Source organism: Neobacillus sp. FSL H8-0543, from assembly GCF_038592905.1.
Lineage (GTDB): Bacteria > Bacillota > Bacilli > Bacillales > Cytobacillaceae > Neobacillus.
In genome coordinates this window covers 4,466,450-4,482,329 of record NZ_CP151943.1, presented here as the reverse complement: position 1 = coordinate 4,482,329, position 15,880 = coordinate 4,466,450, and the positions used below count along the sequence as shown (strand labels likewise).

Sequence of the window (15,880 nt, the reverse complement as noted above, 5' to 3'; positions counted from 1 at the left end):
ATTATTTTTACAAACAACTCTTATGTATTTCCTTCATCACCTCCACAAAAGTTTACGCACCAATATAGGCTTTTCTCACCCGATCATTCGAAAATAGCTCTTGGGATGTACCTTCTAAAACGATTGAGCCGTTTTCAAACACATAGCCTTTATCAGCAATTTTTAGTGCAGCATTTGCATTTTGCTCTGCTAAAAGAATCGTTGTTCCTTCTTTATTAATCTGTTGGATCACTTCAAACATTCTTTCGACAATTAGTGGTGCCAGACCTACGGACGGTTCATCAAGCATCATTAACTTTGGTTTTGACATAAAAGCTCTTCCAATTGCCAGCATTTGCTGTTGACCGCCACTTAATGACCCTGCAGGATCATTTCTTTTTTCATACAAAATAGGAAACAATTCATAAACATGTTTAAGAGATTGTTTAATTTGTACCTTCTTCTTTCTATGGACATACCCCCCCATCATTAAATTTTCATATACCGTCATATCAGAAAATAATTTCCGACCTTCAGCGCATTGGACAATTCCTAATTGAACAATTTGGTCAGGAGATATTTTCTCAATTGATTTCCCTTCAAAGAGAATATCGCCGCCAAAGGGCTTATTTAACCCGCTAATCGCACGGAAGGTTGTGCTCTTTCCGGCACCATTGGCACCTAATAACACAACAATATCTCCTTCATTAACGATAATTGATACATCGTGAATCGCCGTTAAGCTTCCATATTTAATTGAGACATTCCGAAGATTTAACAAGTGAGTTCCCTCCTAAATAGGCCTTGATAACAGTTTCATTATTTCTAATTTCATAGGGTGTACCCTCAGCGATTTTTTCACCATAATTAAGAACCATGATCTTATCAGCTATCTTCATAATCATTTGCATTTTATGCTCAATCAAACACACTGTTATACCCCTGGCAATCATTTTTCTCATTAGCAGCGCTAACCCTTCCGTTTCATCTGGGTTAACTCCGGCTGCCGGTTCATCAAGAAAAATAATTTCTGGGTTTGTCGCAAGGGCAAGTGCAAAAGCGACTCTTTTTTTCTCCTCTTGTGATACTCCTGCTACTGTTTTATAGGCAACGCTGGTTAATCCGACGAAGTCTAATACCTCAAGCGCCTTTTCAAGGCATTGTTTTTCCTCTTTTATTAATCGCTTGGTTCTCAAGATTGCATCAATGAGATTGGATTTTGTCCGTAAGCGATGTCCGATTATGACGTTATCAAGCACAGTTGATTGTTCAAACAAATTTGTCGTTTGAAAAGTACGACCTATTCCCAATCCCGCTATTTTGTTTGCAGGAAGCCTGGTAATATCGCACCCTTTAAAAATAACTTGGCCTGAACTTGGAGGATGAAACCCGCTAATCAAATTAAAAAATGTTGATTTCCCTGCACCGTTCGGTCCAATAATCGCGTTAATCTTTCCCTTTTCGATGGAAAAGTCAACTTTGTTTACGGCTATATTTCCTCCGAATTGCTTTGTTAAGGTCTTCGTTTCCAGGAACATTTGCTAACCCTCCTTCACCTGTTTTTTCATAGCAGCAGTATTACTCCCCTTTTCTAGTTCATTTTTCCTTAAATGCCGGCTAGCAGTGTTGGCTTTCCTTGCTTTGATTTTCATCTTCCACTCAATGGCTCCACCTACTAACCCTCCGGGGTAGAAAATAATCAGCAAGGTTAGAACAGGACCAAAAATCATCATTCGATAATCCTGTAAAAATTGCAGCTGTTGTGAAAGCCAAACAATGATTAAGGTTCCAACAATTGGACCGGATAGTGTACCAATACCACCCACTAATAAGAAGGTTAATAAGTCAAAGGTAATCGAGATATAGCCAATATCAGGTCCAATAAACCGAATAAATGAAGCATATAAGGCACCGGATAAACCAGCAAAAAAGGTGGATAGTACAAAGACCGTTAGTTTATTTTTCATTGTTGAGATTCCAATCGTTAACGCCAAATCTTCACTGTTTCGAATGGCAATATAAGTTCTGCCTGTGAGGGAATGCACAATTCTGTACATCATTAAAATAACAAATAACAGGAAGAACAAAACAAGATAATAGTGTGATTCCGGTTTTTCAAACGATAGGGGCCCAATATTTGACGGTGCGGGTATTCCTATTAAGCCGCGAACACCTTCCGTTAAGCTCTCCCACTTATCAATCACTAAGTAAATTATGTATCCGACACATAATGTATAAATTGCAAAGAAGGCATCCTTTGTTCTTAATGCAACGAGACCAATTAAAGTGCCAATTACACAGGTAATAAACAACGATAGTAATAAAGCAAGCCAGAAATTCACCTGTGCTTTTGTCGTTAAAAGCCCGAGTGAATATGCTCCGATTGCAAAAAAACCTGCATGTGCCAAGGATAGGTATCCGGCATAACCTGCCAATAAATTTAAGCCATACACCCCGATCATCCAAATAAATGAGAGTGTCATAACATGTATGTAATAATCATTTTGAGAAATAACGGGAAAGAGTATCGCAAAGGCAATCAGCAAAGGAATCAGGTATTTTGATTTTAGTAATGTTGCCATTAACGCCCCCCCTTTACAAATAAACCTGTTGGTTTTACGGAAAGAATGATAACTAACAAGACAAAAGCAATAATATCCTTATAATCATTCGAAATATATGTTGCACCCAAACTCTCTGTAAATCCTAAAATATAACCACCAAGAATCGCTCCCGGAACACTCCCCATCCCGCCTAAAATGATGATAACGAACGCTTTAAGGATTACCAGGTTACCCATTCCCGGAAAAACGAGATTAATAGGTGCTGATAATGACGCTGCAATAGTGGCCAGACCACCTGAGATGAAAAAAGTAAGCATGGCTACTTTATTCGTATTAATCCCCACCAAATTTGCCCCCTCACGGTTTTGAGACATAGCAATAATAGTGGCTCCAATATAGGTCTTTTTCAGAAAAAGGTTTAATAATATCATAACTACGATTGCTCCGCTAATAATTAGAATTCTTTGTACCGTAAAGGTTAAGCCAAATACCTCAACCACCTGTCCATAAGGACTTGGCATTGTGTGATACTCTGCCCCCCATACATACTGAGCAAACGCTTCAAGAAATAACATAATACCGATTGCGGCAATCTTATCGTGAATGGGAGGCGCACCCTTTAACGGGTGAAACACAAGCCTCTCCATTAAAATGCCCAGCAATCCTACGACTAGGATTGAGACGACAATTGCCAGCCAATAATGGATCCCCGCTTTCGTCATCATGGTTAAGGTAATATATCCGCCAATCATATAGAGAGCCCCATGAGCAAAATTCGGAATGTGCAAAATCCCATAAACAAGAGTTAATCCCAATGCCACCAGACTGTAAACGCTCCCAACAGTCAATCCATTAAATAACTGCTGAACCAATATCTCCACTTTTTGTCCTCCTTTCGATTTAATTTTGATTATTATTCTCTTTAATACTTTAACACTGTCGAAACGTGTTCAACCTTACTAACTAGAAAGTATGAAACTACAAAACAATAATATCCAAAACTACGTGTTTATTCACTTTATTTTCATCGACACTATTTTTATTTGGTTCTATAACAAAGACTGTCAAAACAAGAATTATGTCGTTTTTTCGACTTTAAAATTATTTTAAAATAATTTAATATTAACTCACTTTCTTATTCCTTGCATATTTAGACAGCAAAAAAAGGGATAACTCGTCGTAAAATGCCGACTCATTGTCCCTTTTGTCTATATGTACTAGTAAGTTTGTTTGTCACACGCCTGTCACAAACGACAAAATTTATTTTTCTTTCAAAAACCTTATATTCTCTCAACCATTATGGCCATTCCCTGGCCTCCACCAACACAAAGGGTGGCAATCCCCCTTGTTTTCTGTCGCCGGGCTAGTTCATAGATTAATGTTGTTAAGATTTTTGCCCCTGTTGCTCCCAGGGGATGTCCAAGTGCGATGGCACCCCCGTTGACATTAACCTTTTCACTATCTAGATTTAATTCACGAATTACCGCAAGTGCCTGCGAAGCAAACGCTTCATTTAATTCAAATAAATCAATGTCATCGAGTGTAAGATCTGTTCGCTCAAGTAACTTTTTCACCGCAGGAACAGGACCGATCCCCATCACTTCTGGTGATACTCCAACTGCTGCCCAATCCACGATTCTCGCCATCGGTCTTATTCCTAATTCATTAGCATGGCTAGCAGAAGTTAACACGATAGCAGCCGCTCCATCATTTCGTCCACAGGCATTTCCGGCTGTTACGGTGCCGTTATCTTTAAAAACGGGGCGAAGTTTAGATAGGCCAGCGATCGTTGTTTCGGGTCTTGGATGTTCATCTTCTGTAAAAAGAAATGAACTCCGTTTCTCTTTTACTTCAATCGGGACAATTTCATCAGCAAAGCGTTTATTTTCAATTGCCCTAGCAGCACAACGCTGACTTTCCAGGGCAAAAATATCTTGATCTTCACGTGAAATCCCATACCTTTCAGCAACATTTTCGGCCGTGATCCCCATACCGAGCTGACTTCCATAACCCCCTTGCGGCTGCTGCCCAACTTCAGTGTTGGAATCGACAAGCTTCAGATTATCCCCGCCAAAACGTGAGTTTCGTAAATATATAGGGGCATTGCTCATGCTTTCTGTTCCCCCGGCAACGACTATATTTGACTGCCTGCTAATAATTTGCTGGGCTCCAGAGGCAACAGCTTGCAACCCTGATGCGCACAGTCTGTTGACAGTGAACGCAGGTGCTGTCTCAGGTACACCTGCCATTAATGCCGCCACACGAGCAACATTGGATGATTGTGTGGATTGTCTGACTTCCCCTAAAATCACTTCATCTACTTGACCAGCTGTAATCCCAGCCCTTTTGATCGCTTCCTTAATCACTAATTCCGCAAGCTGCCCTGAATTAAAACCCTTTAAGGCCCCACCATATCTCCCCACTGGTGTCCGTACAGCACTTAATATGACAATATCGCTCACAAGCATCTTCCCCTTAATGTATAATGGCTCTTTTCGTAAAGATTGTTGTAAAAACCCAAAAGCCGGTTTTTACGTTTAAATAGCTATTTGGCACTTCAATTATAGTTTGCAGCTCTTTTCTCTAAAGAAATTAGCTTTATAAAATGAAAATAGCTTTAAATACAATTATTCCGATCTATAAAGCAACAAAGTTTGAGAAAAGAGCCTAAATAATGAATCGTTTTAGCTGTACTCAAGGTCCAATTGTGAGGCATGTCTTTATCGAATTCAAAGTTCATCGCTCAACACCTTGGGTTCTTTTTTTGTCCTGATAGATTAATAAATGGTAAATGGTTTCAAGGACTGGTGTATCGACATTTACTTGTTTTCCTGCTTTCACAATATATCCGCAGATTGATTCAAGCTCCATGGCTTTTCCGTTCAGCTTATCCTGAAGCATGGAGGTTTGATGATTTCTCGCAAACTGTCCCTGTTTGATAATCGTTTCGTGAAAATTTTCTTCAATCTCAAACCCTAATTTTCTGGCAACGGCCATAGCCTCTTTACAGATTCGAATAGCTATAGGTTTTAAAGCATCATCATCAAAAATCGTCCCGATATTCGATTCAATAATTGCAGTTAGGGGATTAAATGTGACATTCCAGAGCAATTTTTTCCATTTAATCACAAGTATATTACTAGATGGGAAGGTTACAATGTTTGAGTTATTAAATAGGGTTGAAATATGAGTTACTTTTTCTACTAAACTTGGATCAAGTGCACCAAGGACTAGCCTTGGTGGAACACCAATTTGTTTAACCACGCCAATGTCTTCTACACTTGCTTGAAGGTAAGTAGCGGCAGATAATATTCTATGGCGACCGAGAATCGCAGCGAGAATCTCTTCATTGTCAACACCATTTTGGAGCGTAAGAATTAAGCAATCCTTCTTCAAGTATGGGAGTATGTTGGTGGCGACTTCAGTAGTAGCTGTCGACTTCACACAAAACAGCAGAAGGTCTATATCTGAAAATGACTGATAACTGTTTGAAAAAATACCGTCTATCGTAATTTTCCCTGCTTCACTTTCAATCGTTAACCCTTTTTTATGAAAGGTTTTAAGGTTGTCACCTCGTACGAAAAAAACTACTTCATTTCCAGATTCCTTTAATAGACCTCCAAAATAGCCACCAACAGCACCTGTACCTGCTACACCTATCTTCATTTAGTATCCTCCAGGTGAAATTTATGTAGTGCTGAAAAGATCATTGTAATCTTTTCAGACAATGTTTATTAATCTAATAGGTCTGGTTGTTCTTTTACAATCCGATTCCATAATGGTTGAAACTGGAACCAACCAGCTTCGGTTGTACCAACTGTTTCATACGTAGAACGGGCATTTTCAGCATCAATTAGTATTGGTTTCCCTACGGACTCTGCGAGCAATTGGGCTTGACATGACCGTTCCATCGTAATAAACCACCAGGCAGCCTCATCCACGGATTTACCAACTGTGAGTAATCCATGATTTCGTAAAATACAGGCCTTTCGCATTCCAAGGGCTTGACCAATCCGCTTGCCTTCCTCAATGTCTAATACCACGCCTGTAAAATCATCGAATAACGAATGATCGTTATAAAATGCACAGGCATCTTGGGTTATTGGAGCAAGTAGTCGACCTAGTGAAGACCAGGACTTTCCATAAATCGAATGTGCATGAGCAGCGGCAATAACATCTGGCCTTGCTGCATGAACCTGTGAATGAATGGCAAAAGCAGCACGATTCACAGGATTGTTCCCTTCAACAACCACACCTTCATGGTTGCAGAGGATTAAGTCAGAAGCTTTTATCTGGCTAAAATGCATGCCAAATGGGTTGACCCAAAAATGATCCTTTTTCTCTGGGTCCCTTGCCGTGATATGGCCTGCAACCCCTTCATCAAACCCAAATTTGGAAAACAAGCGAAATGCTACAGCTAATTTTTGCTTTAAATGCAGCCTTTCTTCTTCGACATTTGCAAATACAGGGGGCGTGAAGCTTAATGTCATTTTTGTAGTCATTAGAGAGCGCTTCCTCCTTTTTAAAAAATACTAATATTTATCCTAGTAATAAACCCAGCCGCAAGAAAGAATACTCTTGCGCCCAGGTCTTTTTGTTTCTTTAATGATCAATATTAATATTGGTGATACAAAACCTCGCCCTTTAATACATCAGCACCATTCTGGTTAACGGCCTGGACGTTAAATCTGAGCTTATTTCCATGTGATTCCTTTAAGGTTGCTTTTAAAGTAACGACATCGTTTAAAAACACCATACTTCTAAAACGGATAGAGTAATCTGCTATAAAACCTTCTTCATAGTAGGGTGTAAATAGTTTTGCCAGATTTCCCATTGTCCACATTCCATGTGCGATAATCCCAGGTAATCCTGCTTTTTCTGCTTCGTCATCAATTGTATGAATAGGATTAAAATCTCCTGATGCACCTGAATATTTGATTAAGTCCATCCTAGAGACAGGCTCTAATTGGATATCATTAAGTGATTCACCTACTTGTAATTGCTCCAGCGTCATCAATTCGTCAACACCTTCCTTACAGCTTCGGTAATAATGGCTGTTTGCTTTGAAGTGAATATCGTATTGCCATCTAAGTCTTCGCCATAGCTTTGAACAGCAAGGATTCCCATCGTACCTTGGTTCCCTTTCTTCTCCACATAACTTTCAACAACAGAGTAGCAATTAATTTCTTCTCCAACCAATAATGGTCTTTCATAGTGATAGGTTTGCTCACCATGAATTAAGCCTTTAGGGGGCAGGTTTAAGCCCTCAATCTCTCCATAGTCAAAAACACGAGGAAAAGTCGGTGGTGCAATATTTCTTTTGTATCTTGATAATCTCCCTGTTTCTTCGTCAAAGTAAATCGGGTGAAGGTCGCCAATTGCTTCAGCAAATTTCTTAACGGCCCCTCTTTCGACAACGTTTCTTACTTTTGTGGATTGTTTGCCAATTTGATCTTTATACAATGGTATTTCGCCTCACTTTTATTAGTTTTTCGAGTTGATAAACTTGGCTGTTGATTTCCGCTCCAGGCACTTCGCTTTTGAGCGGGCGTGTCGGTGAGCCTCCTCGGCGCTAAAGCGCCTGTGGGGTCTCACCCTGACCTGCTAGTCACGCAGGACATTGATTATGCTTCCTTGAATTTGCACCGCACGAAGGAAATGCGGTAGCATTTTCGAGGAGTCCTTCGTGCCTTCTGCTCCAATCAACAGAGTTTATTATCAACAATGTCCTTAATAAAACTTAGTTTTTTGGACCTCCAGCAACGTATATAACCTGACCATTAACAAAGGACGATTTTTCGTCTGCAAAAAAGGCAACTACATTTGCAATATCTGCAGGTTTCCCGCTTCTTCCTACTGGGATTTGCGAAACACTTGCTTGAATCAGCTGTTCAAAAGGAACACCGATTCTAGCTGCTGTTTCTTTCGTCATTTCTGTCTCAATAAAGCCAGGAGCAACGGAATTTGCAGTTATTCCATATCTGCCAAGTTCAATTGCAAGTGTTTTTGTAAAGCCTTGTAATCCTGCCTTTGCCGCCGCATAATTGGCTTGGCCGCGATTACCGAGAGCAGAAGTAGAAGAGATATTAATAATCCGGCCGTATTTATTTTCAACCATATATTTTTGTACAGCTCGGGCTGCATTAAACGAACCTTTTAAATGCACATCCATTACCGTTTGCCAATCGGAATCTGTCATTTTGAATAATAAATTGTCACGAATGACCCCCGCATTATTAACTAGAATATCAATCGACCCAAATGCTTCATATACCTCTTTGACTGCGCCTTCCACCTGCTCAACATTTGTTACATTAGCAACCTTCGAAATGACCTCATAACCTTTTTCTTTTAATTCACTCGTTGTTACAGCTAACGCCTCTTCATTCAAGTCGATAAAAGCGACCTTGGCACCTTCTTCGGCCAACAACTCGACAATTCCTTTTCCTATTCCGCGACTGCCACCAGTTACAAATGCTACTCTTCCCGAAAATTTGCCTGCCATTTTTTATTCCTCCTGAACAATTTTAGTAAACTATCAAATCCATAGTTAGCGCTTACAAAATATCTACTAAACGTATTGTCCTATTTTCACATGTCCCTTTAAAAGGTTTCGAGCTATAATCATCCGTTGAATTTCATCTGTGCCATCGTAAATCCTCCAGAGTCTTGCTTCACGATACCAGCGCTCGATTGGTAATTCCCTAGTATAGCCCATACCACCATGAATTTGGAGGACACGGTCAACCACTCGATTTCCCATATTAGCCCCATATAGTTTGGCCATGGAAGCAAGGTGGCGATTATCTTCTCCATTATCAAGGGTAAACGCAGCATTTAGCACTAACCATTTTGCTGCTTCAATCTCAACTGCAGAATCAGCAATTTGCCACTGGATTGCCTGTCTTTCGGCAATTGGTTTTCCAAAAGTAACCCGTTCCTTTGCATAATCAACAGCCATTTGCAGTAAACGCTCAGCAGCACCAACAGCTCTCGCGCCAACGACCCACCTTGCAAAACCAATCCATTCCAGTCCAAGATTATAACCCTTGTGCAATTCACCAAGAATGTTGTCTTCTGGAACGCGGACATTTTCAAATACTAAACCGGCAGGCCCCCATTCTCCCATCGTATGTATATACTCTGATTTCCACCCCATATCCCGGTCAACAATAAAACAGGTTACCCCTTCTCGTCCTTGCGTTGATTGATGAAGTCCTTTATCTGTAATAGCAATGGCCATGACAAAGTCTGCTTCATTTCCTCCTGTGATGAAGGTCTTTTCACCATTTAATACCCAGTCACTGCCATCTTTAACGGCTGTCATCTTAATATTTCTCGTATCAGATCCAGCACCAGGCTCGGTCATTGCAAAGCAAGACTTTTTCTCACCATTGATGGTAGGAAGCAGATATTTTCTCTTTTGCTCTTCGTTACCATAATAAAGGATATTATCTGCTGACCCGCCAAACGAAAAAGGCACAAATGTTTTAGAAACTTCCATTAATACGATTGCCATCATCATCTGGCCAAGGTCTGCCCCACCATACTCCTCTGGTGTATTGATACCCCAGAAACCAGCTTCCTTTGCCTTTAACTGCAACTCTTTTAGTTTTTCAACAGATAGACTGGGTTTTCCTTCCCTCTCATTTCTAAGGACTTCATTTTCTAGCGGAATTAATTCTTTTTCTACAAATCTTCTAATTGTTTTTTGCACCATTTGTTGCTCGTCTGTTAAACGCAAATGCATACCAATCACTCCATTCTTTACCAAGATTTTAGTCAACTTTTTGCCACTAAATAATTATATGCAGGTTTCACCAGAGTCATACCTACCGGTTGGTATGTTACTATTATTCTATTCTGAACTTTCAGATTAAACAAGATGTTTTTAAAATATTTACCTTTATGTCCTCTTTTTTTCTGACAATACTCTTTTTTTCCTATTTACAGTATTGCGATATTCCAATATCGCGCCAAGTCTTGTACTATAGTATAGAGATTTATTATTATTTACATTAACACACTTTGAAAACTAACAGACTGGCAGGAGTTATACATGAAGAAATCGAAACTTTTATTCCTCTACTTCATTGGAAGTTTTATTTGGATATATGCTAGCAATTATTTACTTACACATTTTATACCATCATCTTTTGATTATTATTTTGAACGATTGAAAGAGATTTTTTATATTATTGTGACGGGTGGAATCTTTTATTTTTTCATCCTCAATAAAGAAGAATTGGATACGACAAAAGAGGAAGAAAAAAGGTTATCTACCTTAATTAACTCAATGGTAGACTTTGTTAATTTTAAAGATGGTGACGGCCGTTGGATTCAAGCCAATGAATTTGGCCTTAAACTATTTCAGCTTGAAGATGTAGATTACCGTGGTAAAAAGGATTCTGAACTAGCACAGTATTCAAAGTTTTACTCGAAAGAACTTATTTTCTGCGAAACATCTGATGAAGAAACATGGTTAAGCGGGACGGTGACACGCTGTGAAGAAATCCTTCCGCTTCCCGATGGAACCTTCAAAACCTTTGACACTGTCAAAGTACCGCTTTTTCATAAAGATGGAAGCAGAGAAGGATTAGTAATTATTGGACGTGATGTAACAGAAGCAAGAGAAATGGAAGAACGTCTTCGGAAAACAGAAAAACTTTCTGTTGTCGGCGAACTTTCTGCGAGTGTAGCACATGAAATACGAAATCCACTAACTTCCTTAAAGGGTTTTGTTCAGCTATTGCAAAGGGAGGATTCGAAACACCAATCTTATTATCAAATCATGTTAGATGAATTGAACCGTATCAATCACATTGTTAGTGAGCTTTTACTTTTAGCCAAACCACAGCATATTAAATTTTCCAAAATGTCCATTCAAAAAGTATTAAACGATGTTGTTTCATTATTAAACGTGGAAGCCAGCCTATATAACGTCCAAATAAAGGAAAATATCCCTGAGGAAATTTTATTTCTAGAATGCGAACCGAATCAATTGAAGCAATTGTTTATTAACCTTATTAAAAATTCAATTGAAGCGACAACAAGCGGGGGTACCATTACCATTACTGTCGACCAAGTTGAAAACAATCAACTTTCCATTACTATCAAGGATAATGGTTGTGGAATTTCAAAGGATCGATTGGAAAGATTAGGTGAGCCTTTTTATTCTTCAAAGGAAAAAGGGACTGGTTTGGGTTTAACAGTCAGCTATAAAATTGTCCAATCACACCGAGGCACTATTCAATTTGACAGTGAAGTTGACGAAGGAACTACAGTACAAATTCTCTTTCCCCTAACACAAACGAACAAATAAAGTTCAGATAGCACCGATTGAAAAATAAACTGTCTTAGCCATAGCGGCAAAGGCAGTTTTTTCATGGTTACCCATATAATTGCTTATCTTAGGGAGAGCTAATCTCTTTCTTTTTATTTCGAAAAAAAGCAATTACAAGTAATAGACAAGGGATAAAAATTTGAAGGGGCCAATGTAAATATATGGTTACCACCTCTAACCCTTCTCTGATATGTTCTGTATAATTTGCTGCAATAGTTATCGATGCAAACAAAATCATCAATCCAATTGGAAACCCAATTTTCCGATGATCTTTAATACCGAAGATATCTGTTGCCCCAGCAACGGCTGCATAATAATACAAGGTAATTTTAAAGAAACAGCCAATGACTAAATACAGCATGAAGGTGACATCCAACCGTTCAATAAAATCTGCTAGTTCAATTTTGCTGATAGTGGCTAACAATGGATAAGGTGAGCGTGAAAACAGTTCTCCTCCAAGAGTTGCAACATTTATCGCTGATGTGAAGGCAATATTTATCCCGCTTAATATGATTCCAAACAAACATACTCTTTTTACCTTTCGCGGTTCGTTAATTAATGGAAGAAACATCGTAAAGACGAGCATTTCTCCAAATGGAAACGTAAGGGTCTGACCAAGCACTAGTTTGATTATTGGTTTCCAGCCATTTTCAAGCACTGGCCTTAGGTACTCTAAATGGACTAATCCCGAAAAAGTAATTAACAGTATACCAGCGATAGCTAGCAGATAAACGATAATAAAGAAGATTTCCCCCGTCCTGGCAATCACTTCAAAGCCCTTTTGCACTCCATAAATTATTGTTAGAATCATTAAGGAATTAATAATAAATAGTGGTGTTTCAGTGTAAATGGTCGCCGTTAACAACTCGCCGAAGTCCCTCAAAACCCTTGCAGCGCAATAAATAAAGTAGATAATATAGATGAAGCTTAAAACACGACCCATCCACTTCCCCAGAATTTTTTGCGCATAACCTGTTAATGGAAGGTCTGGATAAAACCTAAACAGACGATAATAGACCAAAAAGAGGAGCACACCTCCTGCCATTCCCATTAATATTCCTATCCAGGCATCTTGTTTTGCATTCATCCCAAGACCTACCAGGATTGCACTACCCATTTCAAACAAAACGACTAGGACAAACAGTTGGTATGCATTAATTTTCACCATAACATTGTTTCACACTTTCTACGTATAGGGTTATTTATCTAAATCTGACCAAAATGGATTAGTACGAACACCCGAACGACGGTAATAGGAGTCAACCTTGACCTCTACTTGAAGTTCTGCAAATTCCTCGTCCCATTGGTGTTCTATACGCTTCCAAAGCTTTGGGTCTGCCCTGTGAACTTTTTCTCCAAATCCAAAGATATCGCTTTTTTGTTTTTGCGCAGCTTTAATTGCGTTTTCAACTTGATTTTTTATTTTCGCTGCTGTTTTTTTCTCCATATTCTCAATGGTTTTAGGATCCATTACATCCAATGCCGTATTAGCTTCACTAAGATTTCCTTCCTCTTTTATATCCACACGAATAACAGGCTTCCCATTTTTAATTGTTGCTGTAACCCCTGTTTTGGTGCGAATGGGAATGATGGTAATCGCATCTTTCTTCTCCTTCCAATCGATATTAATAACTGTACTTTTCGCTTTATTCATAACCCAAACCGCTCCTCGTGCCTTGTCCTGATCTAGCCATCCAGATAATTTCCCGTCCTTAAAGATAGCCAGTCCATCAGCAACAACAGAAGCAGAAGGTTTAGTTGATTCTAAGTTTGAGGCTGAACTCCCCTTTTCTGAATGCCCTTTAATTTTAAAGCCGCTAACAACAGGTTCTTTGCCGCTGCTAACAATTCCACTTATAAAATCATCAATCGAAACTTCAATATTTTCACCCAACATTGATTCTGTTCCTTTAAGTAGTTTCGTTATTCTTTCAACTGGTAGCTTATCAATATTTGATAAAGTGGTTAATATGTCTTCTGCCTTTGTTTTTCTAGAAATCAATACCTGTGTGGTAGTTCTAAATTCCGGGTCACGATCAAATCCATCTAATAGGTTGTATACCCCTTCTTTTGCCACTACATCATTGATCACAAGTAAGTTCGTATGTGCATAATAAAGCTGGCGTGAAACAGATTTTGTCACTTCCCTAGCAGCCTCTGTTATTGTGTTTCCTGGTGCTTTGAAAACAAGAATTGGTAACCCTTTAGCTCCTCCATCTTGTCCTGAAGATACATTTCCAGGGATAACAATTTGAAAGGTAACATCATACCTATTATCATCCGTTCCCTCGTCAATCCCAATTGCCATGACAAACGCCATATCCGTCATTTCCTTTTGATTCCAGCATCCACTAAGTAGGAGAGTGGAAAAAAGAAACAAGACAATAAATTCTTTCTTCATCATTGATCACCTTTTGTTGGACTCTGGTTGTGATAAATCGATTCTTTAGGCGGGTCTGGCTTTTGATTCTGACCTTGTCTTATGAGATTATCTTTAGCAGTCATTGGTGGTCTATTTTTCATTGCCCAAATCGGAAAGCGAATAAATATATCTTGTTGGTTTTTCAAATTTAATGGTGCTATTGGAGACATGTAGGGAATTCCAAATGATCTTAATGCGCACAAATGCAGCGTCATAAACATTAATCCTAACATAATTCCATAAATGCCTGTAAAAGTTGCCAACCCCATGAAAATAAAGCGTATTAACCTTGCAGCAATCGCCATCGCAAAGGTTGGCGTGGAAAAGTTTGCAATCGCTGTGATTGATACGACGATTACCATAACTGGAGAAACGAAGCCCGCCTGAACTGCAGCTTGGCCAATAACGAGGGCTCCAACGATTGAAACAGCCTGGCCAACTGCACGCGGCAGTCTTAATCCAGCTTCCCTTAATATCTCAAAGGTAACCTCCATAACTAATGCTTCAACAAAGGCTGGGAAGGGTACATTTTCCCGTTGAGATGCAATGGCAATTGCCATGGTTGTTGGAATCATCTCTTGATGAAAGGTTGTAACAGCAATATAAGCGGCTGGTCCAACAATCGAAATGAAAAAGGCTAATATCCTTAATAAACGAATACTTGTAGAAATATCAAAGCGGGAATAGTAATCATCAGGTGCATGGAAAAACTGGATAAACACTGCAGGCGCTGTGAGGACAAATGGGGTTCCATCCACTAAAATGGCCACTTTGCCCTCTAGGAGATCAGACGTTACAACATCTGGCCTTTCTGAATGATAGATTGTGGGAAAGGTTGACCACGTTTGATCTTCAATTAATTGCTCTATATAACCTGATTCAAGGATTCCATCTGTATCTATCCGCTTTAATCTTTTTTTTATTTCTGTTACGATTTCTTCATTTGCGATTCCTTTAATATACATAATACCTATATCTGTTTGAGTTACCGCACCAATTTTCATAGACTCCAGCCAAAGATTCGGACTTTTTATTCTTCTTCGGATTAAAGCAGTATTTGTCCGGATCGTTTCTGTAAATGAATCCTTTGGACCCCGTATGGCTAATTGCGTCGAGGGTTCACTAACAGCACGTTTTTCCCAACCCTTTGTCTCACAGCTTATTGCTTTATTAAAACCATCTAAAAAGATAACCGTATCTCCCGATAGTATTGAATCATATACTTGATTCCAATTAGTTATTGTTTTAATACTTCCAATGGCAACGGTTTGTTCGATCATGTACTGAAAGAAGTCAAACGGTTCAGCTCCGACTTCCCTTTCCATTGAATTTTCTAAAATGAAGTCACTGATCATTTGACTGTCCGCTAATCCATCGACATAAAGAGTTGCACCTGAATGCTTTCTAACTTTAATCTCCCTAATAACAATATCCGAACTGGTGCCAAACTCTTCCTTAACTCTTGATATGTTTTGTTTGTAATCCCTGTGTATCGGCAAGTTTTCGGGTTTTTCAGGATCTTGTTGTTGACGAAGATTATCCGGCTTTCTCTTCTTTTTCTTCTTTAACATC

Annotated in this window: 15 protein-coding genes; 1 reads left to right on the top strand and 14 read right to left on the bottom strand. The window is 39.1% G+C overall.

What is annotated here, in order from left to right; all coding sequences use genetic code 11:
- Positions 1-52: 52 nt before the first annotated feature.
- The 11 genes from NSS81_RS22425 to NSS81_RS22375 form a co-directional block, all read right to left on the bottom strand.
- Complete coding sequence (locus tag NSS81_RS22425; RefSeq protein ID WP_342430831.1) at positions 53-760, bottom strand: ABC transporter ATP-binding protein; 708 nt, start codon at positions 758-760, stop codon at positions 53-55.
- Positions 732-1,517 carry an ABC transporter ATP-binding protein gene (locus NSS81_RS22420; RefSeq protein ID WP_342430830.1) on the bottom strand — a complete coding sequence of 262 codons (786 nt, stop codon included), beginning with the start codon at positions 1,515-1,517 and terminating at the stop codon, positions 732-734. The genes NSS81_RS22425 and NSS81_RS22420 overlap by 29 nt, the downstream gene beginning before the upstream one ends.
- A 3-nt stretch (positions 1,518-1,520) precedes the next feature.
- Positions 1,521-2,561, bottom strand: coding sequence for a branched-chain amino acid ABC transporter permease (locus NSS81_RS22415; protein ID WP_342430829.1), 1,041 nt, complete (start codon positions 2,559-2,561; stop codon positions 1,521-1,523).
- Entirely contained in the window at positions 2,561-3,424 is an 864-nt protein-coding gene (locus NSS81_RS22410) for a branched-chain amino acid ABC transporter permease (protein WP_342430828.1), read from the bottom strand. The genes NSS81_RS22415 and NSS81_RS22410 overlap by 1 nt, the downstream gene beginning before the upstream one ends.
- A 399-nt stretch (positions 3,425-3,823) precedes the next feature.
- Positions 3,824-5,011 (bottom strand): thiolase family protein, encoded by a 1,188-nt coding sequence (locus tag NSS81_RS22405; protein ID WP_342430827.1) that lies wholly within the window; start codon positions 5,009-5,011, stop codon positions 3,824-3,826.
- Between the two features lie 268 nt (positions 5,012-5,279).
- Positions 5,280-6,209 (bottom strand): 2-dehydropantoate 2-reductase, encoded by a 930-nt coding sequence (locus tag NSS81_RS22400; RefSeq protein WP_342430826.1) that lies wholly within the window; start codon positions 6,207-6,209, stop codon positions 5,280-5,282.
- A 68-nt stretch (positions 6,210-6,277) separates the two neighbouring features.
- A complete protein-coding gene (locus NSS81_RS22395; protein ID WP_342430825.1) occupies positions 6,278-7,045 on the bottom strand; it encodes a class II aldolase/adducin family protein in 768 nt (255 codons plus the stop codon).
- A 113-nt stretch (positions 7,046-7,158) separates the two neighbouring features.
- The gene (locus NSS81_RS22390) at positions 7,159-7,560 is read right to left on the bottom strand and encodes a MaoC/PaaZ C-terminal domain-containing protein (RefSeq protein ID WP_342430824.1); all 402 of its coding nucleotides are present in this window, start codon (positions 7,558-7,560) and stop codon (positions 7,159-7,161) included.
- A complete protein-coding gene (locus tag NSS81_RS22385; RefSeq protein ID WP_342430823.1) occupies positions 7,557-8,006 on the bottom strand; it encodes a MaoC family dehydratase N-terminal domain-containing protein in 450 nt (149 codons plus the stop codon). The genes NSS81_RS22390 and NSS81_RS22385 overlap by 4 nt, the downstream gene beginning before the upstream one ends.
- 277 nt (positions 8,007-8,283) lie before the next feature.
- Positions 8,284-9,048: a 3-oxoacyl-ACP reductase FabG gene (fabG, locus tag NSS81_RS22380; RefSeq protein WP_342430822.1), complete on the bottom strand. Its 765-nt coding sequence runs from the start codon at positions 9,046-9,048 to the stop codon at positions 8,284-8,286.
- A gap of 66 nt (positions 9,049-9,114) precedes the next feature.
- A complete protein-coding gene (locus NSS81_RS22375) occupies positions 9,115-10,293 on the bottom strand; it encodes an acyl-CoA dehydrogenase family protein (protein WP_342434120.1) in 1,179 nt (392 codons plus the stop codon).
- 309 nt (positions 10,294-10,602) lie between these two features.
- Between NSS81_RS22375 and NSS81_RS22370 the strand changes: the two genes are divergently transcribed.
- The gene (locus tag NSS81_RS22370) at positions 10,603-11,865 is read left to right on the top strand and encodes an ATP-binding protein (RefSeq protein ID WP_342430821.1); all 1,263 of its coding nucleotides are present in this window, start codon (positions 10,603-10,605) and stop codon (positions 11,863-11,865) included.
- An 88-nt stretch (positions 11,866-11,953) separates the two neighbouring features.
- On the opposite strand, the gene NSS81_RS22365 is transcribed toward NSS81_RS22370, so the two are convergent.
- The 3 genes from NSS81_RS22365 to NSS81_RS22355 are packed head-to-tail and all read right to left on the bottom strand — an operon-like array spanning position 11,954 to position 15,879.
- Positions 11,954-13,054 carry a GerAB/ArcD/ProY family transporter gene (locus NSS81_RS22365; RefSeq protein WP_342430820.1) on the bottom strand — a complete coding sequence of 367 codons (1,101 nt, stop codon included), beginning with the start codon at positions 13,052-13,054 and terminating at the stop codon, positions 11,954-11,956.
- A 30-nt stretch (positions 13,055-13,084) separates the two neighbouring features.
- On the bottom strand, positions 13,085-14,290 hold the full coding sequence (locus NSS81_RS22360; protein ID WP_342430819.1) for a Ger(x)C family spore germination protein: 1,206 nt from the start codon (positions 14,288-14,290) through the stop codon (positions 13,085-13,087).
- Entirely contained in the window at positions 14,287-15,879 is a 1,593-nt protein-coding gene (locus tag NSS81_RS22355) for a spore germination protein (protein ID WP_342430818.1), read from the bottom strand. Before NSS81_RS22355 ends, NSS81_RS22360 begins: the two co-directional genes overlap by 4 nt.
- Between the last annotated feature and the right edge of the window lies 1 nt (position 15,880).